Genomic DNA, 21,490 nt, shown 5'->3' with positions numbered 1-21,490 from the left:
CACCATGGCACCTCACCTCCCGCGCGCCCACCCGCTCATCCGCTCGATCACCGCGGTCTCCGCGGCGCTCCTCCTGGCCGCCTGTGCGAGCACCCAGACCACCACCCCCTCCGCGCCGCCGGCGACCTCCGCGGCTCCGGCCGCGGCGGCCCCGGGAGCGTTCCAGGAGGCGCACAAGGGCGGCACGCTCAAGCTGCTCGCCAAGAGCGCCGCGGGCACGCTGGACCCGCAGGTGAACTACACCCTGCAGTACTGGCAGCTCTACCAGTCCATGTACGACGGCCTCATGGCGTTCAAGAAGGTCGGCGGCGACGAGTCGTTCAAGGTCGTCCCCGACCTGGCCGAGGCGGCTCCCGAAGTGACCGACGACGGCAAGACGTACGTCTTCAAGCTGCGCAAGGGCATCAAGTTCTCCACCGGCGACGAGGTCACCGCGGACGACGTGGTGGCCTCGTTCGAGCGGCTGTTCAAGGTGTCCAGCCCCACCGCCGGCACCTTCTACAACGGCATCGTCGGCGCCGCCGCCTGCGTCAAGAAGCCGAAGTCGTGCTCGCTGGACGAGGGCGTGATCGGTGACGCGGCGGCCGGCACCGTGACGGTCAAGCTGACCGCGCCCGACCCGGAGTTCCTGTTCAAGCTGGCCGTCCCGCACGCCACCATCCTGCCCAAGGGCTCGCCCGCCAAGGACTCCGGCACCAAGCCGCTGCCCACCACCGGGCCGTACATGGTGGAGTCGTACGATCCGAGCCGCGCGCTGAAGCTCGTGCGCAACCCGCACTTCACCGAATGGTCGCGCGACGCCCAGCCGCAGGCCTACCCCGACGCGATCGACTACTCCTTCGGCCTCACCGTCGAGGCGGCCGTCACCGCCGTGCAGAACGACCAGGCCGACTGGCTGTTCGACCCGCCGCCCGCCGACCGGCTGAACGAGCTCGGCACCACGTACGCCGACCAGGTGAACGTCAGCCAGCTCACCGCGTTCTGGTATCTGACACTCAACAACAACCTCGCCCCGTTCGACAACGAGCTCGCCCGGCAGGCGATCAACTGGGCGGTCGACCGCAACGCCCTGGTCCAGCTGTACGGCGGCCCGAACCTGGCTCAGCCGGCCTGCACGATCCTGCCGCCCGGATTCCCGGCCCACGTCGACTTCTGCGACTACACCAAGGACGGCGGCGCCAAGTGGGCCGCGCCCGACCTGGAGAAGGCCAAGCAGCTCGTCCAGCAGTCCGGCACCGCCGGGCAGGAGGTCGGCATCGTCGTCCAGGACGACGCGGTCAACAAGAGCATCGGCGAGTACCTGCAGAGCGTGCTCACCGAGATCGGCTACAAGGCCGTGCTCAAGCCGCTGTCGGGCGACATCCAGTTCACCTACATACAGAACACCGAGAACAAGGTCCAGCTGGCGCTGACCCAGTGGTACCAGGACTACCCCGCTGCCTCGAACTTCCTCAACGTGCTGCTGTCGTGCGCCTCCTTCACCGCGGGCAGCGACTCCAGCATCAACATCGCGGGCTTCTGCGACAAGGAGACCGACGCGAAGATCCAGACCGCCCTGGAGACGCAGCGGAGCGACCAGGCCAAGGCCGACGAGCTGTGGGGCCAGATCGATCAGGAGATCATGAAGAAGTCGCCGGTGGTGCCGATCTTCAACCCCAAGCAGGTGAACTTCATCTCCAAGCGGGTCGGCAACTACCAGTTCAGCAAGCAGTTCTACATGCTGGTCGGCCAGCTCTGGGTCCAGTGAACGAGCCGTCCGAGATCGATCCGGGGCGCGCGGCCGGCACCGTCCGCGCGCCCGCCGGGCCGTGGCGGGCCGGGCTCGGCCGGCTGGCGCGCGACAAGGCCGCGATGGCCGGCCTGGTGGTGTTCCTGGTGGTCGCGGTGGCCTGCCTGCTCGCCCCCGCGTACGCCGGCCAGGTGGCGGGGACGCACCCGTTCCGGTCGAACATCTCCGGCACGACCGTGGTGGACGGCCGGACCGTGCCGGTGCTGGCGCCCAGCAGCACCGGCCTGGGCCTGGGCGTCACCCCCATCGGCCCCACCTGGGACCCCGAGCACTACTTCCTCGGCGCCGACAACCAGGGCCGCGACGTCATGGCCCGGCTGCTGTACGGCGGGCGCAACAGCCTGCTCATCGGCGTGACCTCGGCGCTGCTGTGCTGCCTGGTCGCCACCACCGTGGGCGTCGTCGCCGGGTACGCCGGCGGCGCGGTCGACGCGGTGCTGTCGCGGATCCTCGACGTGCTGTGGTCGATCCCCGTCTACCTGCTGGCGATCTGCCTGTCGGTGGTGCTGCTCACCGGCGGGCTGCGGGTCGGGCCGATCAGCGTCGAGGCCGGCAGCCTCTGGGTGCCGATCGGCATCATCGCCGCCGTCTACGTGCCGTACGCGGCCCGCCCGATCCGCGGCCAGGTGATCGCCCTGCGCAACCGCGAGTTCGTCCAGGCGGCGATCGGCGTCGGCGCGTCCGACCTGCGCATCATGCGCAAGGACCTGCTGCCGAACGTGCTGCCCACGCTGATCGTCCTGCTGCCGATGATGACGGCACTCGACATGCTCATCGAGTCGGCGCTGTCGTTCCTGTCCATCGGCGTCCAGCCGCCGGACGCGAGCTGGGGCACGATCATCAACGACGGGCTCGGGCTGCTCTACACCCGGCCGGCCGTGGCCCTCGCGCCAGGCCTGCTCATCGCCGTCACCGCCGTCGCGCTGAACGTCTTCGGCGACGGCGTCCGCCACGCGCTCGACCCGGGCGCCCGGCTGCGCGGTGGAGTGTAGATGGCCGGCTTCCTGCTGCGCCGCCTGCTCTCCGCCGGCCTGGTGCTGTTCTCGATCAGCGTCCTGGTGTTCCTCATCTTCTTCGCCACGCCCGGCGTCGACCCGGCCGCCCGCATCGCCGGGCGCAACGCCGACCAGGAGACGCTCGCCCAGGTGCGCGCCTCCTTCGGCCTCGACCAGCCGCTGCCCGTCCGGTACGCCATGATGATGGGCCACCTGTTCGTCACCCGCGACCTGGAGTCCTACGTCAACCGCGGCGCGAAGGTGATCCCGCAGGTGCTGCAGGCGGCGCCGGTCACGCTCTCTCTCGTGCTCGGCGCGGCCCTCATCTGGATGGGGCTCGCCGTGGTCATGGGCACCACGGCCGCCCGGCTGCGCGGCACGATCCTCGACCCGATCATCATGCTGCTCGGCGTCATCGGCATCTCGCTGCCGGTCTACTGGCTGGGCGAGGTGGTCAACCTGCTGACGCAGAGCCGGCTGCGCGAGAGCCTGTTCTCGTGGGTGCCGCCGCTCGGCTACGTCCCCTTCGGCCAGGATCCGCTCCAGTGGGCGCTGCATCTGCTGTTCCCGTGGCTGACGCTCGCCGTCCTGTACGCCGGCATCTACGCCCGGCTGCTGCGCGCCGAGCTCGTCACCACCCTTGAGGAGGACTACGTGCGCACCGCCCGGGCCAAGGGCATCTCGGAGTGGCGGATCCTCATCCGGCACGGGTTGCGCTGCTCGCTCATCCCCATCGTCTCGCTCTTCGGCCTGGACTTCGGCGCGCTGGTGGGCGGCGCCGCGCTGCTCACCGAGGTGGTCTTCGGGCTGCCGGGCGTCGGCAGGCTGACGTACGAGGCCCTGCAGAAAGTCGACCTGCCGATGATCATGGGTACGGTCCTGTACGCCGCGTTCTTCGTCGTCCTCGCCAACGCGGCGGTCGACCTCCTTTACGCCCGGCTCGACCCGAGGGTGCGCCGTGGGTGAGCCGCTGCTGGAGATCCGCGACCTGCGGGTCACCTTCCGCACCCGCACCGGTCCCGTCACGGCCGTCGACGGGCTCTCGGTCACCGTCGAGCCCGGCCAGGTGCTCGGCATCGTGGGCGAGTCCGGCTCCGGCAAGAGCGTGTCCATGCTGAGCCTGCTCAAGCTGATCCGCGATCCGAACGTCCGCGTCACCGGCACCGCCCTGTTCGACGGCCGCGACCTGCTTACCCGCACCGACCGGGAGCTGCGCGCCATCCGCGGGCGCGACATCGCGATGATCTTCCAGGATCCGATGACGGCGCTCACCCCCGTCTACACCATCGGCTGGCACATCGCCGAGCAGCTGCGCGCCCACCGGCCGCTCAGCCGGCGGCAGGCCCGCGTCCGGGCCGTCGAGCTGCTGGAGGAGGTGGGCATCGCCGACGCCGCCCGCCGCGTGGACGACTACCCGCACCAGTTCTCCGGCGGCATGCGCCAGCGCGCCGTCATCGCGCTGGCCCTGGCCTGCGACCCGCGCCTGCTCATCGCCGACGAGCCGACCACCGCCCTGGACGTCACCACGCAGGCGCAGATCCTCGACCTCATGCGCCGGCTGCGCGAGCGGCACGGCTCGGCCATCGTCCTCATCACCCACGACATCGGGGTCGTCTCCGAGCTGGCCGACCGGGTGCTCGTCATGTACGGCGGGCGCGCCGTCGAGCACGGGCCCACCGCCGAGGTGCTGCGCCGGCCCCGCCACCCCTACACCTGGGGACTGCTCGGCTCGGTGCCCCGGGTGACCGGCCCCCGGCCGCGCCGGCTGGCCGCCATCCCGGGGACGTCCGTGTCGCCGTACGACCTGCCGGAGGGATGCGCGTTCGCGCCCCGGTGCGCGTACCGGCTTCCTGTTTGCGATGACAAGCCGCGGCTGACGGGCGCGGCGGGCCACGAGGACGCGTGCTGGCTCCCGCTGGAGGGCCGCTCGGACCTGAGGCAGGAGACGCGATGAGCCCCGGCGCTACTGCGATCGGACCTGAGGCAGGAGACGCGATGAGCCAGGTGCTGCTGCGAGCGGCCGATGTCGTCAAGCACTTCCCGATGGGCCGCTCCCTGCCAGGGCGTCCCCGCGACGCCGTCCGTGCCGTGGACGGCGTCTCGCTCGAAGTCCACGCGGGGGAAACCCTCGGCCTGGTCGGCGAGTCGGGCTGCGGCAAGTCCACCCTCGGCCGCTGCCTGGTCCGCCTGACGGACCTCACCGGCGGCACCGTCGAGTTCGGCGGCCGGGACATCACCCGGCTGTCCCGCCGCCGGCTCCGCCCTGTCCGCCGCGAGCTGCAGCTGGTCTTCCAGGACCCGTACGCCTCACTGAACCCGCGCCGCCGCGTCGGGGACATCGTGGCCGACCCGCTGCACGTCCACGGCTACGGCTCCGCCTCGGAGATCCGCCGCCGCACCGCGGAGCTGCTCGACGTCGTCGGCCTGCCCGCGGCGTACGCCGACCGCTACCCGCACGAGTTCTCCGGCGGCCAGCGCCAGCGGATCGGCATCGCCCGGGCGCTGGCCACCGAGCCGAGCCTCATCGTCGCCGACGAGCCCGTGTCGGCGCTCGACGTCTCCATCCAGGCCCAGGTGCTCAACCTCTTCGCCGACCTGCAGGAACGGTACGGCCTGACGTACGTCTTCATCGCCCACGACCTGGGCGTGGTCCGGCAGGTCAGCACCCGCATCGCCGTCATGTACCTGGGCGAGATCGTCGAGACGGCCGATGCCGAGGCGCTGTACGCGGGCCCCGCCCACCCGTACACGAGGGCGCTGCTGTCGGCCGTGCCGCGGATCGACGACGGCACGGCTCCGCGCCGCGAGCGCATCGTCCTGGCGGGCGACGTGCCGAGTCCCGTCCGCAAGCCCGCCGGCTGCGCCTTCCACCCGCGCTGCCCGCACGCGCGCGACCTGTGCAAGCTGGAGCGACCCCGGCTGCGCGAGGTGACTCCGGGCCGGCAGGCCGCCTGCCACTTCCCCCAGACGTAGGCGCGCGACCGGCCCCCAGAGGGGGCCGCCGATGCGATAGGGGACGAACAGGAGATGAACAGTCCCGCCGCCAGGTGCCGAGGTGACAGAGCGCGACATCGGCAGCCGATATCGGTTTCGTCATAAGCTGAGCGTGCGGCGAAGTCGAGTCAGGACGGTGACGGAGGATGCGGGAGTTCCTGCGCGGGGCGGTGCGGCTGCACATCCTGCATCATGCGGCCGAGCAGGACATCCACGGGGCGTGGATGGCCGAAGAGCTCAAACGGCACGGGTATGCGATCAGTCCCGGCACGCTGTATCCGACGCTGCATCGGCTGGAGGCCGACGGGCTGCTGGTCTCCCGTCAGGAGGTGGCCGACGGCCGGGTGCGGCGGATCTACACCGCGACCGAGGCGGGCCGGGCCGCGCTGGCCGAGGACCGCGCCGCGCTGGCCGAGCTGGCCCGCGAGGTCCTCGGCGACGAGATGGGGTCATAAGGACGCCGCCGGAGGCCCCCGATCCCCAGGAGCCGATCCGCGTCTCGCTATCGTGACCCGATATCGGCATGCGTGGCGGCGTGCTCCCAAGGCCACCTTCCCCACCTACGAAGGGACGACAGCAGTGGACGAGCACCACACCGGCGGCCAGGCGGACGATCCCGACCACGGCGTCCCGCGTTCCTCCTGGCGCGCGACCCGGGAGGTGGCGTTGCTGTTCTTGAAGCTGGGCACCATCGCCTTCGGCGGCCCCGCCGCGCACACCGCGATGATGCGTGATGAGCTGGTACGCCGCCGCGGCTGGGTCAGCGACCAGCGGTTCGTGGACCTGATGGGCGCCACCAACCTCATCCCCGGCCCCAACTCCACCGAGCTGGCCATCCACCTGGGCTTCGATCGTGCCCGCGGGCGCGGCCTGGTCGCCGCCGGGGTGTGCTTCATCCTCCCGGCCGCGCTCATCGTCACCGCGCTGGCCTGGGCGTATGTCACCTACGGGAGCACGCCCGCGGCGGAGGGCATCCTTTACGGCATCGTCCCGGTGGTGATCGCGATCATCGCGCACGCCCTGTTCGGCCTGCTCCGCACCGTCATCAAAAACGTCTGGCTGGGCGCGCTGGCAGTCGCCGCGCTGGCCGGCTACGTGCTGGGCGTCAACGAGCTGCTCGTGCTGGCCGCCGGAGCACTGCTGGCCGCCGCGGCCCACCTGCTGCGCCGCCCGCCACGCCCGGACCGGCTGCGAGGAGTGCTCGCCGCGCCCCTGCTCACCCTCGGCGGATCCCCCGTGTTCGCCGACCCCACCGGCGGCCAGCTCGCCCAGCTGTTCGCCACCATGATCAAGATCGGCGCAGTGCTGTACGGCAGCGGGTACGTGCTGCTGGCGTTCCTGCGCGGCGACTTCGTCGACCGGCTCGGCTGGATCACCAACCAGCAGCTCATCGACGCCGTCTCGATCGGGCAGGTCACCCCCGGCCCGGTCTTCACCACCGCCACCTTCCTCGGCTACGTGATCGCCGGTCCGCTCGGCGCGTTCCTGGCGACCGTGGCCATCTTCCTGCCCTCGTTCGTCTTCGTCGGCCTGCTCACCAAGCTCACCGACAAGCTCCGCTCAAGCGAGTGGACCTCCGCCCTGCTCGACGGCCTGAACGCCGCCGCACTCGCCCTCATGGCCGGCGTGTCCTTCCAGCTCGGCCAGACCGCGATCATCGACCCGCTCACCGCCGCCATCGCCCTGCTCACCCTGGCGCTGCTGTGGAAGACCAAGCTCAACAACGCCTGGTACATCGCCGCCGGCGCCGTGATCGGACTCGCGCACACACTGCTCGGCTGACACCGCCGGGGACCTATGGGATCGGCGGCTTGCCCGCGGTGAAGCCCGCGTCGCGTCGGCCGGCGCCCTGAACCAACCGGCGTACTCCTCGGCCCCGGCCCGCTTGAGAGGCCTCGCGCGTCCTCCTGCGCCCGCTCCAGGGGCGCGGAACTAGACTCGGCGTGTGACCCCCCGAGCGCCGCTTGGGTCCTGGGGAGGACGCATGACCTTTCAGGCCGCCGGCTGGCTCTGGTTGTTCGCAGTGCTGACCGTTGCCGTGGGCGGGTACATCGCCGCTCAGTTCCTGCGGCCCCGCTATGTCGCGCGCTTCACGGACCTGCGGATGCTCGACCTGATCGCGCCCGCCCGGCCTGGCTGGTCGCGGCATCTGACGGCGGTGCTGTTCACGCTGGTGATGGGGATGCTCATCGTCGCCGCCGCCCGCCCGGTCTCCTCTGTTCAGGTGCCCCGGGATCGCGCCACGATCATCGTGGCGATCGACGTATCGCTGTCCATGGTCGCCACCGACATCCCGCCGTCCCGGTTGCAGGCGGCCAAGTCCTCGGCCAAGAGGTTCATCACGCGCCTGCCCGAACGGTTCAACGTGGCCCTGGTGTCCTTCGCCCGATCCGCGGCGGTGCTGGTCTCGCCAACGGTGGAGCACACCGCGGTCGTACGGGCGATCGACGCGCTCCAACCGGCGCCCGGCACCGCCATCGGCGAGGCGGTCTTCTCCGGCCTGGAGACGATCCGCTCCTTCGACCAGCAGGCGGCAAGCGACCCGCCGCCGGCGGCCATCGTGCTGCTGTCCGACGGCGACAACACCTCCGGCCGGATCGTGTCCGAGGCCACGCGGGAGGCGGCCCGGAGCAAGGTGCCGGTCTCCACCATCGCCTTCGGCACCCCGGAGGGCACCGTGGAGCTCGACGGCCGCCAGATGCCGGTCCCGCCGAACGCCGAAACGCTGCGCGCCCTCGCCGACGGCACGGCCGGGCGGGCCTACGACGCCCAGACGGCCAGCTCGCTGGATGAGGTGTATCAGAGCATCGGCACCTCGCTCGGCACGATGACCAAGACCGAGGAGGTGAGCCATCTGGTGCTGCGCTGGGCCCTGCTGCCGGCCTTCGCGCTGGCCGCCCTGTCGCTGCTGGCCCCGATCAAGCCGGCCTGGCGGCGTCCTGCCATGCCAGGACCATGAGCCTTGACGATCCCCCGCAGGTCTCGTGCCCGGCTGTACACCTGCGACCTGTGACATGTGCCGCGGATCGCAGCCCGTGCAGCCGATCATGCAGTTGAGCAATCGCTCAAATCCCCCTATCGTACGTTTTAAGCAGTCGCTCAAGAAACGATGCCGGGGGTGCTGGTCATGCCTGCTGCGGTTGTGGTCGGTGGAGGGATAGGCGGGCTGGCGGCGGCGATCGCGCTGCACCGGATCGGGTGGCGGGTGACCGTGCTGGAGCGGGCCGGGGAGTTCAGCGAGATCGGGGCGGGCCTGGCGCTCTGGCCGAACGCCATGCGCGCGCTCGCCGCGCTGGGCCTGGCCGAGCGGGTACGGGCGATCGCCGGGGTGGAGACCGTGGGCGGCGTGCGGGACCGGGCCGGGCGGTGGCTGTCAAGGACGGACAACGCCGGCGTCGCACGGCGGCACGGGTGGCCGCTGCTCATGGTGCACCGGCCCGAGCTGATGCGGGTGCTCGTGGCGGCGCTGCCGGCGGAGCTGCTGCGGGCGGGCAGCGAGGTGCGGGCCGTGCGGCCGGACGGCGACGGGATGGTGGCCGAGCACCGGGGCGGGCGGACGCGGGCGGACCTGGTGGTGGGCGCTGACGGGGTACGCAGCCAGGTGCGGCGGCAAGGATGGCCGGAGGCGGCGGCTCCCCGGTATGCCGGGTGCACCGCGTGGCGGATGGTGACCGAGCCGCTGCGCGGGCGGGGCGACGAGGGGGCGCTGTTCTGGGGACGGGGCGAGCGGATCGGGTTCGCGGCGCTGCCCGGCGGGAGGTTCTACTGCTTCGCGGCGGCCCGGGTCCCCGAAGGCGGCGGAGAGGACGCGTACGCCGGGCTCATGCGCAGGTTCGGCGGCTGGCCCGATCCCGTCCCGGAGCTGCTGGCGGCCGTGCCCGAGGAGGCCGTGCTGCGGCACGACGTGTACGAGGCGCCGCCGCTGGCCTCCTACGTACGTGGGAGGGTGGCGCTGCTGGGGGACGCGGCGCACGCGATGGAGCCGACGCTGGGGCAGGGGGCGGGCACGGCGCTGGAGGACGCGGTCACGCTCGCCGCCTGCCTGCGGACGGCTCCGGACGTGGACGCGGCGCTCGCGCGGTACGACCTGGTGCGGCGGCCGCGCACTCAGGCGATCGCGCGCCGGTCGGCCCGGCTGGGGACGGCGGGCCTGGTGGCGTGGCCGCCGGGGGCGTGGTTGCGGAACCTCGCCGCCCGTCTGGTGCCGCCCGGGGTGCTGCTGCGGTCGATGGATCCCGTCCTCGGGTGGACGCCGCCCGAGGTGCGGGAACGGGGAAGGGCGCCCCTCGGGTCGGGTGGAGGGGCGGGGACCGATGCCTGACTGGACGTACCAGCCGCTGCGGGGGATCGCGGGGGCGCTGCTGGGCGTGCGGCGGTCGCGGCGGGCGGCGCTGCGGGTGCTGGCCTGGACGGGGTCACTCCCCGGTGGCGGATGGGCGGTCGCGCGGCTCCTCGGCCACCGGCATCCGCCGGCGCACCTGGCGGGCGCGGTGGGCGGGGTTCCGGTACGCAGCCGGTTGGGGGCGGCGGTGCCGCCGGCGGTGGCGCGGGACGCCGTACGGGCGCTGCCGCCGATCGGGGCGGGGCTGATCCTGGTGGATCCGGTCGGGCTCGCGGACGTGCCGCTGGTACGGGAGGCGGCGGCGGGCAGGCGCGCGCCGGTGCTGGTACGGACGGAGGATCCGGCTGTGGCCGCCGCCCTGGCACCGCACGTGGACGCCGTCCTGCCGGCAGGCGGCGGCCCGGACATCGTTCGTCTCGTCTCCCCATCCGCCGACCTGGCCGCCCGTACCATTGCGAATCCCGCCAAAGCCGTACTCGCCACCCCGGCCCTGCTGATCGAGGCGGGACCCGGGTGGTTCGGGCGGGTGATGGAGGCGGCGACCCCCACCGCGCCGGCCCCCTCGCCGCGGGACGCCGGCCGCGATCCCCGCCGGTGGCCCGCCTGGTGGTGGGGGCTGGTGACCGGCGCCGTCATCGCGGTCGCCGGGCTCGTGGCCGCCGCGGTCGCGCTCGGGCCGGTGCTGCTCTGGTACGACCGCGCCTTCCTCGGCATGGACCGGGACGCGCTGCACGCCGTCAACCACCACCTGGTCCACTTCCTGCGGCACGACCGGATCACGCTGGCGGGCACGATGGTGGCCGTCGGCGTCCTCTACGCGGGCCTCGCCGCCGGGGGCATGCGCCGCGGGTGGCCGTGGGCGCGCGAGGCGTACCTGGTCTCCGGGTGCATCGGGTTCGCCGCCGTTTTCTACCTCTTCGCCCACGGGTACGTGGAGCCGCTGCACTCCACGCTGGCCGCCGCGCTCTTCCCCATGTTCCTGGCCGCGACCCGGCGGCGCCCGGACCGCCCCCGGTGGACGTCCCGCCCGGAAGGCCCGGAACGCGAGCGTCATCGGGCGCTCACCGGCCAGCTCCTCATGGTGATCATCGGGACCGGGCTGTTCGCCGGCGGCGTGGCCGTGTCGGCTGTCGGCCTCACCGGGATCTTCGTCCCGAGCGACCTGGAGTTCCTGGGAACCGGGCCGGACGTGCTTCAGGCAGCCAACACGCGGCTGCTGCCGTTCATCGCGCACGACAGGGCCGGGTTCGGCGGGGCGCTGATGGCGGCCGCCGCGGCGATCACCCTGCTGAGCGCCTGGGGATGGCGGCGCGGCGAGTCGTGGGTGTGGTGGACGCTGGCGCTCGCCGCCGTGGCAGGGTTCGTGCCCGCCGTCGTCGCCCACCTGGCCATCGGGTACGTCGACCTCTGGCACCTCGCGCCCGTCCTGGCCGGGATGGCCCTCACCGCGACCGCCCTGACGCTCTCTCGCCCGTACCTGTGTGCCGCGCGGACCGTAGGAGTCGTCCTCTCAGCAGCCCCACACAGATAGCACCAAGTCCACAAATCTCGCTGGATGCTCCACGTGAAGGAAATGCCCGGCCTCCGGCCACACCACGCTCGTGGAGCGCGGATGCGCCGGCAGCCCGGCCTCCCACCGCGCGGCTTCCGGCACGTTGTGTACGGCCAGCACCGGGCAGCTCCGCCTGGCCAGATAGCGCTCGGACTCCCGGCGCGCCCCGAAGGCCCCGGGCACGGTGTACATCCCGGCGTAGCACTCGGCCAGCACGTGGCCCGGTGTCGCCAGCAACTGCTCGGCCACCGGCGCGGGCAGCGGCCCGAGCTGCCGCAACGCCGCGGCGGCCCCGTCCGCCCGCAGCGCGGCCAGGCGGCCGGGGAGGAGCCGCTCCTCGGCCTCGTCCGCACCGTAGGCCGGGGCGACGACGACCATCGCGCGCACCGACGGCGGGTGCTCGACCGCCAGCGCGGTGACGACCTGGGCGCCCATGGAGTGCCCGATGGCCACCACCGGCTCGTCGATCGACGACAGCAGGTCGCCGGCCAGGCGGGCGGGGGTGTAACCGGTCTCCGGAGCCGGGGACTTGCCGTGACCGCGCAGGTCCACGGCGATCACGCGGCGCTCGCCGAAGTCGAGCGCGTCCCACACCCGGTGATCGCCGCCCCACCCGTGCACCAGGAGCAGCGGCGGGCCGCCGGATCCTCGCGTCCGAACGTGCAGCTTCATGCGATCTCCAAAGGGGTGACTCCTGCAGGAGGGCCTCCTGCAGGGTCTCGGCGAACCACGAACAGAGGCGTCAATCCTCCAGGTAGAGAACCACGGTGCTGAGCGGGTCGACCTCGATCGAGCCACCGAGCCGGAGCCGCCGGCCGGTGACGAGATCGCGGGCCTGGCCGCCGCCGGTGGTGTACAGGCGGCGGGAGCGCTCGCTGTCGGTGTTCATCCCGATCAGGTACCGGCCGTAGGAGCAGCGGTAGAACTGCGCCTTGCCCACGAAGAGCTTCTCGACGCCGGGGAAGTCCACGCCGAGCGCCGGGTCGGGCACGTCGGCGGGGTGCGGCGCGACCTTGAGCACCTCGCCCGCGAAGGCCTGATGCACCTCGGCGCCGGGCGGCGGGAAGCCGCCGGGCGGGATGTGCGAGGCGGCCGGGTCGTTGATGGCGAAGTTGAAGCAGACCCAGTCCTGCTCGGTCCAGGTCTCGCCCGTCGGGGTGACGGAGCACTGCTGGCGGAGGGTGGCGACCCGGTGGGTGTCGGGGGTGATGTGGTGGACCCTGGCCAGATTGTTCACGGCCTGCCGGGCCCGCCAGTAGAGCGAGGCGTAGAGGATCTCCTGGCCGTTCTTGATCGCGACGACGCCGTTCTCCTCGTCGGCGAAGACCGAACCGGGCGCGTCCCAGTCCATCGGGAAGCTCTGTGGCCGGGCCGTACGCGCGCTGAAGGCGGGCCAGTCCCGCAGGAGCAGGCGCAGGGCGACCACCCCGACCCGCGACCACGAGTGGGTCTGCAACAGGTCGAGGCTGCCGAAGAACTGGTTGTCGGCGACCATGCGCTGGCCGCGGCCGACGATGGCGGGGTCGTCGAAGACCCCAGAGGCCATGAGCGGGTGGCCGTCCCAGTCCACCCGCTGGGCGTAGGTGACGATGCCGGGATAGTGGTCGTCACGCCAGCCGACCGCCGCCTCCAGGCGCATGCTGCGGTAGCCGTCTTCGTCGACCTCGGGGTAGCGGAAGACCGCCCGCGCGTTGATCATCTTGACCAGCTGCGCCTCGAGGTCGGGGTCCTTGACGCCGTCGAAGCGGGTGACCGCCTCGTACAGCTGCACCAGCCAGCCGGTGACCTCGCCGTAGCTGCCGACGTAGCCCAGCTCCTTGGTCAGCCCCTTCTTCGTGGTCTGGTAGAAGTGCTCGCCCAGTGGCTTGCTGGGGGTGCCGGAGGCGTCCTCCTTGCCGAGGAAGGGCTTGAGGCCGACGGCCTGGTGGATGTAGTCGCGGGCCTTCTCCTCGGCCAGCGGCGCCTGATCCGGATTTATCAGCATCAGACCGCGGTTGCAGCGGTAGATGCCGAGCGCACAGATCTGCACCTGGTTGCTGTAGTGCGGCATGTGCTGACGCCAGTACGAGATGGACTCGGTCATCATCTTCGTGTAGGCGGCGCGCCGGATCGGCAGCTCCCCCTGGTCCGGCTCGGTGGCCCCGTCCAGCGGGGTGACCTCGACGTCGTCGTACCAGGCGGTGCCGCCGCCCTGGACCCGCACGTCCAGCCGGAGCTCGGTGGCGGTGGCCGGGGTGGTCAGCTCGGCGGTGATCTGGGTCCAGTCGTTGGTGCCGGTGGGCGCGTAGAACTTGTTGTCGGTGCCGACGATCTTTCCGGCGGAGTCGTAGAAGAGCACGTCGAGGTAGGCGCCGGGGGCGACGACGCTCTCGGTCTTGACCCAGACGCTGTAACGGTGCTTGCCCTGGCCGATCAGCGTGCGGTTCTGGGAGGTGCTCCACCCGGCCGCCGCGCCCGCCTCGGTGACGATCTTGACCGAACGGGAGCCGCTGCGCTTGACGGTGTCGTCCCAGAGCCAGGTGGCCGTGCCGGCCCATCTGGCGGTGGTCCAGCCGGCGGGGGCCGTACCGCCGCGCTCGAAACCGGGGTTGGGCGCGCCCACGGTCCGCGCCCCGATCCGCTGTTCCAGCCGGTCGCCCAGCACGTCCTTGAGCAGGACCAGCACGTGGCCCACCTTGCCGAAGCCCTCCCACTGCTGGTCGGAGGAGGTCAGCACGGCCGGGTCCGTCAGCCACTTGGTGTAGCGGGCGTCGATGGCGCCCAGCACCTGGTCGATGGTGTCGGGGTTCTGGTAGGCCGGGCTGCCGGGGTAGAAGTAGCCCTCGGCCAGGCTCAGGTAGGCCCAAGAGTCCATCGAGGCGGCGCTGCCGCCCAGCCAGTTGCGGTGCTCGTTGAGGACCCTGGTCTTGATCTTCTCCAGGATCTCGGGCCCCGGCTCGGGCCGGATGGTCACATCAGGCGCGGGGCCCTGGATGTCGTCTCCGGGGAAGTACGGCTCCGCGTGCGTGTAGATCCGGTAGAAGGGGCGGGTCGGCTTGTTCAGCGTGCGGTAGAACTCCGCGGCGTTCTGCCCGTAGCCCCAGACCCGGCCCATGCCCCGGATCTCCAGCGTGACCTGCTCCTTGTCCTTGGTCATCGCCTCCGGCAGCGGCAGGGTGTGGTAGTGGAAACGACCCGGCGAGTGGGCGTCCAGGCTGAGGATGTCCAGCGGGTCGACCGCGCCCAGGTGGTAGTGGCCGACCTGCTTGCCCTCGCAGAACAGCTGCAGCCGGGACTGGTCGGCCTCGGTCGGGGCGCGGTCGCCGCCCCAGAGCTTGATGGTCACGTAGGTGGTGCCCTCCGGCACGCACTTGACCGTGCAGGCGACGGTGCCGCCCCAGAAACTCGCGGGCGTCTGGGGGTTGAGCACGCGGGCGCTCTGGCCGAGCGCCCCCGCCACCACGTCGGACGCCGTCGGGGTGACCGCGTGGGCGGCCTCCGACGCCGCATCGCCGAAGATCACCACATCCAGCGTCCGGCCGGCTTGGGCGGCCGCCGCGGGCTCGGCCAGCCAGTTCCAGCTCGCGGCGACCGCGACCCCGGCTCCGGTCGCGCGCAGCACGGCACGCCGGGACAGCTCAGGCTTCATGGGAGGTGCGTCCTTTCTAGGTGTGAGATCCCCCGAACGGCAGCCGAGCCGCTGCCCCGACGTGCTGTGCTCCTACGCTCCTACTGGCCCTTGAGGTAGGCGTCGGCCTGCTTGGCCATCTCCGCCTGGAGCTTGGCCAGGCCCGCCCGGTCCAGCGCCTTCTTCAGCTTGTCCAGGCCCTGGTCGACGTCCACCGCGCCGATGAACAGCGGGTTGGCGAACTGCGTCAGGGCCGCGGTGACCTGGGTGTTCTCCCGCTTGACCGGCTCAGGGTCGGGGACGAAGGCGGCGTACGGGTCGACGGTGAAGTTGTTGATGTCCTGCGCCCAGTCGAACCACTTGGTCTCGGACTCGGTCATGTCCTTGATCCGGCGCTCCAGCTTGGCCCGCCAGGCGAGGGCGAACCCGGGGAAGGTGTAGGTGGAGACCTTCTCGTACTTGTCGTCGCCGATCGGGTTCCAGTCCTTGCCGGGGAGGCCGTAGTTGATCAGGTCGTGGTTCTCCTTGATCGAGACCCACTCCTGCAGCTGCATGGCCTTCTCGTTGCTCTGGCCCTTGGCGTTGAGCACGACGAAGTTGTCGCTCTGGAAGGTCTGGTACGGCTTGGCGTTCTCGCCGCCCTTGAGCGGCATCACGTTCGCGATCATCGCACCCGGCACGTTCTTGGTCAGCTCCGGCAGGGCCGTGGAGGACAGGCCGTCGGTCATGGCCCAGCCGGTGGCGACGCGGCCGGCCTTGAACTGGGAGTCCAGCGCCTTCGAGTCCAGGGTGAGGGCGTTCTTGTTGATCAGCCCGTCCTGGTAGTACTTCCGGATCAAGCGCAGCGCGTCCACCATGCCCGGGGCCTCCCACCACGGGATCGGGTTGGACGAGCCGCTCGTCTTGCCGTCGGCGGCCAGGACGAAGTTGAGCGAGTCGCCGGTGAAGGAGGCGATGCTCATGGTGGGGTTGTCCCACATGTAGGGGTTGAGCCAGCCGACCGGGTTCCACGCCACCAGCAGCTTGGGCATCCGGGAGCTGATCCCGATCGGAGTGATCCCCTTGTCCTTCTGCTTGACGTCGTACCAGAACTTCTCCAGGCCCGCGAAGTCCGTGATGTCGCTCGTGCCGTACTTCTCGGCCAGGTCCTGGCGGATGCTGAAGTGGTGGAAGCGAGCGACGGAGTTGATCTGGGGCAGGCCGTAGAGCTTGCCGCTCCACCGGTTCAACTCAATGATCTTCGGGTCGATCGTGGCGGTCAGGTTGGGGTACTTGCCGCTGGACATCAGGCTGCTCAGATCGACGATCGAGCCGCTGGCCGCGAGCTGGGTCATGTTGAGCCAGCGCGCCTGCAGCGCGGTGTCGAACTTCTCCCCTGCGGTGAACTTCAGCAGCGCCTGCTGGCCGTAGCTGGTCCACGGGATGAACTGCGGCTTGATGGTGAAGCCCAGATCGGCCTGGAGCTTCTTGTTGACCTCGGCCAGGACGGGGTCCCAGCCGACCGGCACGTCGCCGGGCAGCAGCAGGCTCAGCGCGAGCGCTTCGGCGGCCGCGCCGCTGCTCTGGGCGGCTTTCGGCGTCGAGGAGTCGTCGGAGCAGGCGGCGAGGAGGGCGGCGAGGGACAGGCCGCCGCCGGCGGCCAGCAGGCCGCGCCGGGACATCATGGGGTTGGACACGGTTACTCCTGAGGTGGCGGGAGCGGAATCAGCCCTTGGTGGCACCGAGGGTGATGCCCTTGACGAAGTAGCGCTGGGCAAAGGGGTAGGCGAGCAGGATGGGGCCGATGGCGACGGTGGTGAGGGCGAGCCGGAGCTGGTAGACGGGGGTGGCCGACTCGGCCAGCTGCGGCAGCATCGCCGTGAACGAGATGTTGGAGATCAGGTTCTGCAGGACCAGCGGGAGCGGGAACTTGTGGACGTCGTCGATGAACAGCAGCGCCATGAACCAGTCGTTCCAGTAGTGCACGGCGTAGAAGAGGCCGACGACGGCCAGGATCGGCTTGGACAGCGGCAGCGCGATCGTGAAGAAGATGCGCAGCTCGCCCGCACCGTCGATCTTGGCCGATTCGAAGATCGACTCGGGAAGCTGACGGAAGGAGCTGACCTGGACGAAGACCAGGAACGGCATGACCAGCAGCGGCAGGATGACCGCGAAGTAGCTGTTCTGCAGCTGCAGATACTGCGTCACCAGCAGGTAGAGCGGGACGAGGCCGCCGGAGAACAGCATCGGCAGGTAGGCGAAGATGGTCAGCGGCCGGCTGATGCCGGGCAGCCGGCGGGCGATCACCCAGCTCAGCCCCGACGTCACCGCCAGGGACAGCGCCGTGCCCACGACGGTGATGAAGAGGCTGGCGATATAGGCGTCGAGCACCGCGGGACCCGTGAAGATCATCTGGTAGGCGGTGAGGTCGAAGTCCGGGAAGAAGCTGTAGCCGGTCGTGGCCAGCTGGGTCTCGCTCGTGAACGACCCCGCGATGATCATCCAGAAGGGGACGGCGCAGGCCAGCACGGCGAGGGAGACGCCGACGATGCTGACGATGGTGAACGGCTCCAGCTTTCTGCTGCTCATAGGATGCTGGTCTCCTTCGAGTACTTGCGCTGGATGAGCACCGCGATCACGACGAGGATGAAGCCGATCACCGACTGGAACAGGCCGATCGCGGCGGTGGTGCCGAAGTCACCGAGCTGGCGCAGGGCGCGGAAGACGTAGGTGTCGATGACGTCGGTGTTCTCGAAGAGGGTGCCGTTGTCCCCGATGATCGCGTAGATGGTGCCGAAGTCGCCGTAGAAGATCCGGCCGACGCCCAGCACCAGCAGGACCGCGGCGGTGGGCTTCAGCAGCGGGAGAGTGATGCGCCAGGCCATCTGGGCGCGCGAGGCTCCGTCGATCATCCCGGCCTCGTAGACCTCCTCGGGGATGCCGGTGATCGCGGCGAGGAAGATGACGCTCAGGTAACCGCCGAGCTGCCAGACCTTCACCACCGTGAGGATCCAGGGCCACGGGCCCGGTTCGGTGTACCAGTCCACCGTGGGCAGGCCGAAGCCGCTCATCGCGTCGTTCACCGCCCCGCCCCCGCCGGACGCCCCGGCGAGCAGCACCTGCAGGATGATGCTGATCACGACCGGCGAGACGAAGTACGGGAAGAAGATCACCGACTGTGAGGCCCGCTTGAAGAAGCGCCCGCGGATCTCGTTCAGCATGATCGCCAGGAGGATCCCGGCGGCCAGCGTCGCGGCCAGGAACAGGATGTTCAGGAAGAGCGTGTTGAACAGGATCCTCGCCGCGTCCCCGGACTCCAGGAAGTAGGCGAAGTTCTCCAGCCCGTTCCACGGGCTGTCGAAGATCCCCAGGCCGACGTCGAACTCCTTGAACGCCACCACCAGACCGGCCATCGGCAGGTAGTTGAAGACCAGGAAGAAGACGACCGCCGGCAGCGCGAGCAGCCCGACCGACCAGCTCGCGCGGGTCACCGCGCTCCGGCGGCGCCTGCGCCGGGGCGGCCCGGAGGGCGGTCTCGTCTGAGGCTCTTGCCTCGTCTGTAGCGTGCTCATCACCGAAGTCCCGTCTGAGGCGTCTGCTCGCCAAGTTGGATAGAAACCGGTAGCTGCGAACGCTACGACTGAGCGGCATTGGCCACAAGATGGCGTTACGGAGACGTTACAGAAGTCATGCCGTTAATCACGGAAAGCGCTTGCATACTGGCCAAACGCCCGTGTTTCATCAACCAAAGTGCACCGTTGACCATCATCGGTTGTGCTTCTACGGTTAGAAACCGATCCCTACGAACGGAAGGCCATACCCGTGTCCCCACGCCCGAAGGCGCTGTTCGCCATGAGCGAGGAACATCTCGCTCTGCTCTTCCCCGCGCCCTTGCTGCGGCGGCTGGACACGCTGGCCGACATCGACGTGACGCTGGTCGCCGAGGGTTTCGACGATCCGAGCCTGGCCCTCGCCCTCGCAGAGACCGAGATCCTGATCAGCAGTTGGGGCTGCCCGCCGCTCGACGAGGCGGTCCTGTCGGCCGCGCCGCGCCTGCGGGGCGTGCTGCACGCCGCCGGCTCGGTGAAGTCCCTGGTCACGCCCGCCTGCTGGGAGCGCGGCCTGCTGGTCTCCTCTGCCGCCGAGGCCAACGCGGTCCCGGTGGCGGAGTACACGGTCGCCGTCGTCCTGCTGGCCGGCAAGGGAGTCTTCGCGCTGAACGAGCGCTACCGGCGCGAGCGCGCGTTCACACTCGCCCAGATCCAGCCGTCCATCGGCAACAACGGCCGGACGGTGGGCATCGTCGGCGCCTCACGCATCGGCCGCAAGGTGATCGAGCTGCTCTCGCCGTACGACCTGGACCTGTGCCTCTACGACCCCTACACCGTGGTTCCCGGGATACGGCAGGTATCGCTGGACGAGTTGCTGCGCCGCAGCGACATCGTCAGCCTGCACGCCCCGGCCACCGCGGAGACCAGGCACATGCTGGACGGCGAGCGGCTGGCGCTGCTGCCGGACGGCGCCGTGCTGATCAACACGGCCAGGGGATCGCTGGTCGACACCGACGCCCTCGTCTCCGAGCTGAAGTCGGGCCGGCTGTCGGCGATCCTGGACGTCACCGAGCCGGAGCCGCTGCCGCCGAGCTCGCCGCTGTTCGACCTGCCCAACGCCTTCCTCACGCCGCACATCGCGGGCTCACACGGCAACGAGCTCTCCCGGATGGGCGCCGCCGTGCTGGACGAGCTGGAACGGCTGGTCGCCGGGTTGCCGCTGGCGCACCAGGTGACACCCGACGACCTCGAAAGGGTGGCCTGACCCGGCCGTACGCGAGCCGGGCGCCCAGGCCGTGGAACGAGACGATCGAGGTGCCTAGAGCCGTTCGAAACCGCGTACCCGCTCCCAGTCCGTGACCGCCGTCTCGAAGGCCGCCAGCTCCGCCCGCGCGGCCTGGGCGTAGTGGCCGAGCACCGCGTCGCCGAAGGCCTTGGCCGCGATCTCGCTGGTCTCCCAGCGGCGCAGCGCCTCGGTCAGCGTCGTGGGGAGCCGCGGCACCGACGGGTCGGCCAGCGCGTTGGCGGCGTGCGGCGCGGGCAGGGGGAGCCGGTTCTCGATGCCGTGCAGTCCAGCGGCCAGCACGGCGGCGACGGCAAGGTAGGGGTTGGCGTCCCCGCCGGGCACGCGGTGCTCGATGCGCAGCGACGCGCCCGCGCCGACCACGCGGATCGGGCAGGTGCGGTTGTCCCTGCCCCAGGTGATGCCGGTGGGGGCGAACGCGCCCGGCTGGAGCCGCTTGTACGAGTTGATGTTCGGGGCCATGAGCAGTGCGAGCTCGGGCAGGCAGGCGAGTTGCCCGGCCACGAAGTGCCCCATCAGCTCCGACATGCCGCCGTCGTCCCCGGCGAACACCATCGAGCCGTCCCTGCCGGAGCTCGCGCGCAGCGACAGGTGGATGTGGCAGGAGTTGCCCTCGCCCTCGTCGAACTTGGGCATGAAGGTGAGCGCGACGCCTTCCTGGGCGGCGATCTGCTTGGCGCCGTTCTTGAAGAACACGTGCTTGTCGCAGGTCGCCATGGCCTCGTCGTACCGGAAGACGATCTCGTACTGGCCCGCGTGGCACTCGGCGCGGGCGGTCTCCATGGTGAGCCCGGCACGGACCATCTCGCGACGGACGCGGCGCACGACGGGCTCGATCTCGGTCAGTCCTTGGAGTGAGTAGTCGACGTTGTAGCGGGTGCCCGTGCGCAGGCCGTGGTAGCGGCCCTCCCAGGCGTCCCGGTAGCTGTCGCGGAAGACCAGGAACTCCAGCTCGGTCCCGGCGTACGCGGTCAGCCCGCGCTCGGCCAGCCGGTCGAGCTGCGTGCGCAGCACCTGGCGCGGGGCCACGTCGACCGGCTCGCCGGAGCTCGCGCCGGGCCACACGGCGTCGGCGATGACGAGCGCGGTGCCGGGGTCCCAAGGGAGCGGGCGCAACGTGGCGGGGTCGGGGCGCAGGACGAAGTCGCCGAAGCCGGTGTTCCAGGCGTCGATGGCGTAGCCGGGCCCGGTGTCCATCTCGACGTCGGCGGCGAGCAGGTACACGCAGGCGCCGAAGCCCTGCCGGGCCACCTCGTCCAGGAAGTACGGCACGGCCAGGCGGCTGCCCTGCAGACGGCCCTGGAGGTCGGGAAGACTGACGATCACCTCCTCGATGCGCCCTGCCTCGGCCTCGGCACGCAGCCATTCGTAGGTCATG

Annotated in this window: 17 protein-coding genes; 11 read left to right on the top strand and 6 right to left on the bottom strand. The window is 70.9% G+C overall.

The genetic code is table 11. The features are described 5' to 3' along the window. Positions 1–4: 4 nt before the first annotated feature. The 10 genes from EJK15_RS05140 to EJK15_RS05100 all read left to right on the top strand — a co-directional run bounded on the left by EJK15_RS05140 (position 5) and on the right by EJK15_RS05100 (position 11,651). Positions 5–1,747 (top strand): ABC transporter substrate-binding protein, encoded by a 1,743-nt coding sequence (locus EJK15_RS05140; RefSeq protein ID WP_138709198.1) that lies wholly within the window; start codon positions 5–7, stop codon positions 1,745–1,747. Beyond that, complete coding sequence (locus EJK15_RS70220; RefSeq protein WP_171074124.1) at positions 1,744–2,781, top strand: ABC transporter permease; 1,038 nt, start codon at positions 1,744–1,746, stop codon at positions 2,779–2,781. Before EJK15_RS05140 ends, EJK15_RS70220 begins: the two co-directional genes overlap by 4 nt. Then, entirely contained in the window at positions 2,782–3,750 is a 969-nt protein-coding gene (locus EJK15_RS70215; RefSeq protein WP_171074123.1) for an ABC transporter permease, read from the top strand. Further along, positions 3,743–4,738: an ABC transporter ATP-binding protein gene (locus EJK15_RS05130; RefSeq protein ID WP_138709197.1), complete on the top strand. Its 996-nt coding sequence runs from the start codon at positions 3,743–3,745 to the stop codon at positions 4,736–4,738. Before EJK15_RS70215 ends, EJK15_RS05130 begins: the two co-directional genes overlap by 8 nt. 41 nt (positions 4,739–4,779) lie before the next feature. Beyond that, positions 4,780–5,757, top strand: a complete 978-nt coding sequence (locus EJK15_RS05125) for an ABC transporter ATP-binding protein (protein WP_138709196.1) — start codon at positions 4,780–4,782, stop codon at positions 5,755–5,757. A gap of 167 nt (positions 5,758–5,924) precedes the next feature. Next, the gene (locus EJK15_RS05120; protein WP_138709195.1) at positions 5,925–6,233 is read left to right on the top strand and encodes an Rv3488 family transcriptional regulator; all 309 of its coding nucleotides are present in this window, start codon (positions 5,925–5,927) and stop codon (positions 6,231–6,233) included. Positions 6,234–6,285: 52 nt separating this feature from the next. Then, positions 6,286–7,560 (top strand): chromate efflux transporter, encoded by a 1,275-nt coding sequence (gene chrA / locus EJK15_RS05115; protein ID WP_206060656.1) that lies wholly within the window; start codon positions 6,286–6,288, stop codon positions 7,558–7,560. Between the two features lie 202 nt (positions 7,561–7,762). Beyond that, a complete protein-coding gene (locus EJK15_RS05110; RefSeq protein ID WP_138709194.1) occupies positions 7,763–8,737 on the top strand; it encodes a VWA domain-containing protein in 975 nt (324 codons plus the stop codon). A 168-nt stretch (positions 8,738–8,905) separates the two neighbouring features. Continuing rightward, positions 8,906–10,099 (top strand): FAD-dependent monooxygenase, encoded by a 1,194-nt coding sequence (locus tag EJK15_RS05105; protein WP_138709193.1) that lies wholly within the window; start codon positions 8,906–8,908, stop codon positions 10,097–10,099. Beyond that, entirely contained in the window at positions 10,092–11,651 is a 1,560-nt protein-coding gene (locus EJK15_RS05100; protein ID WP_138709192.1) for a hypothetical protein, read from the top strand. Before EJK15_RS05105 ends, EJK15_RS05100 begins: the two co-directional genes overlap by 8 nt. On the opposite strand, the gene EJK15_RS05095 is transcribed toward EJK15_RS05100, so the two are convergent. From EJK15_RS05095 to EJK15_RS05075, 5 genes are all read right to left on the bottom strand, one after another. Continuing rightward, positions 11,631–12,344 carry an alpha/beta fold hydrolase gene (locus EJK15_RS05095; RefSeq protein ID WP_138709191.1) on the bottom strand — a complete coding sequence of 238 codons (714 nt, stop codon included), beginning with the start codon at positions 12,342–12,344 and terminating at the stop codon, positions 11,631–11,633. The genes EJK15_RS05100 and EJK15_RS05095 overlap by 21 nt on opposite strands. Before the next feature lie 70 nt (positions 12,345–12,414). After that, entirely contained in the window at positions 12,415–15,300 is a 2,886-nt protein-coding gene (locus EJK15_RS05090) for a carbohydrate binding domain-containing protein (protein WP_138709190.1), read from the bottom strand. Between the two features lie 80 nt (positions 15,301–15,380). Beyond that, positions 15,381–16,955: an extracellular solute-binding protein gene (locus EJK15_RS05085; RefSeq protein WP_138709189.1), complete on the bottom strand. Its 1,575-nt coding sequence runs from the start codon at positions 16,953–16,955 to the stop codon at positions 15,381–15,383. Between the two features lie 28 nt (positions 16,956–16,983). Further along, entirely contained in the window at positions 16,984–17,847 is an 864-nt protein-coding gene (locus tag EJK15_RS05080) for a carbohydrate ABC transporter permease (RefSeq protein ID WP_138709188.1), read from the bottom strand. After that, positions 17,844–18,749 (bottom strand): ABC transporter permease, encoded by a 906-nt coding sequence (locus EJK15_RS05075; RefSeq protein WP_206060655.1) that lies wholly within the window; start codon positions 18,747–18,749, stop codon positions 17,844–17,846. Before EJK15_RS05075 ends, EJK15_RS05080 begins: the two co-directional genes overlap by 4 nt. A gap of 331 nt (positions 18,750–19,080) precedes the next feature. On the opposite strand from EJK15_RS05075, the gene EJK15_RS05070 reads away from it, so the two are divergent. Then, positions 19,081–20,073 carry a hydroxyacid dehydrogenase gene (locus EJK15_RS05070; RefSeq protein WP_138709186.1) on the top strand — a complete coding sequence of 331 codons (993 nt, stop codon included), beginning with the start codon at positions 19,081–19,083 and terminating at the stop codon, positions 20,071–20,073. 54 nt (positions 20,074–20,127) lie between these two features. On the opposite strand, the gene EJK15_RS05065 is transcribed toward EJK15_RS05070, so the two are convergent. Continuing rightward, complete coding sequence (locus EJK15_RS05065; RefSeq protein WP_240776779.1) at positions 20,128–21,489, bottom strand: glutamine synthetase family protein; 1,362 nt, start codon at positions 21,487–21,489, stop codon at positions 20,128–20,130. Between the last annotated feature and the right edge of the window lies 1 nt (position 21,490).

It is taken from the genome of Nonomuraea basaltis (assembly GCF_005893125.1).
In the GTDB taxonomy this organism is placed as follows: domain Bacteria; phylum Actinomycetota; class Actinomycetes; order Streptosporangiales; family Streptosporangiaceae; genus Nonomuraea; species Nonomuraea basaltis.
This window is presented reverse-complemented; position numbering and strand designations above follow the sequence as displayed.

What these genes read in the sequence shown, in the direction of transcription:
- EJK15_RS05140 (WP_138709198.1), top strand. Translation starts at nt 5, where the DNA reads ATGGCACCTCACCTCCCGCGCGCCCACCCGCTCATCCGCTCGATCACC.
- EJK15_RS70215 (WP_171074123.1), top strand. Translation starts at nt 2,782, where the DNA reads ATGGCCGGCTTCCTGCTGCGCCGCCTGCTCTCCGCCGGCCTGGTGCTG.
- EJK15_RS05125 (WP_138709196.1), top strand. Translation starts at nt 4,780, where the DNA reads ATGAGCCAGGTGCTGCTGCGAGCGGCCGATGTCGTCAAGCACTTCCCG.
- EJK15_RS05120 (WP_138709195.1), top strand. Translation starts at nt 5,925, where the DNA reads ATGCGGGAGTTCCTGCGCGGGGCGGTGCGGCTGCACATCCTGCATCAT.
- EJK15_RS05110 (WP_138709194.1), top strand. Translation starts at nt 7,763, where the DNA reads ATGACCTTTCAGGCCGCCGGCTGGCTCTGGTTGTTCGCAGTGCTGACC.
- EJK15_RS05105 (WP_138709193.1), top strand. Translation starts at nt 8,906, where the DNA reads ATGCCTGCTGCGGTTGTGGTCGGTGGAGGGATAGGCGGGCTGGCGGCG.
- EJK15_RS05100 (WP_138709192.1), top strand. Translation starts at nt 10,092, where the DNA reads ATGCCTGACTGGACGTACCAGCCGCTGCGGGGGATCGCGGGGGCGCTG.
- EJK15_RS05095 (WP_138709191.1), bottom strand. Translation starts at nt 12,344, where the DNA reads ATGAAGCTGCACGTTCGGACGCGAGGATCCGGCGGCCCGCCGCTGCTC.
- EJK15_RS05090 (WP_138709190.1), bottom strand. Translation starts at nt 15,300, where the DNA reads ATGAAGCCTGAGCTGTCCCGGCGTGCCGTGCTGCGCGCGACCGGAGCC.
- EJK15_RS05080 (WP_138709188.1), bottom strand. Translation starts at nt 17,847, where the DNA reads ATGAGCAGCAGAAAGCTGGAGCCGTTCACCATCGTCAGCATCGTCGGC.
- EJK15_RS05065 (WP_240776779.1), bottom strand. Translation starts at nt 21,489, where the DNA reads ATGACCTACGAATGGCTGCGTGCCGAGGCCGAGGCAGGGCGCATCGAG.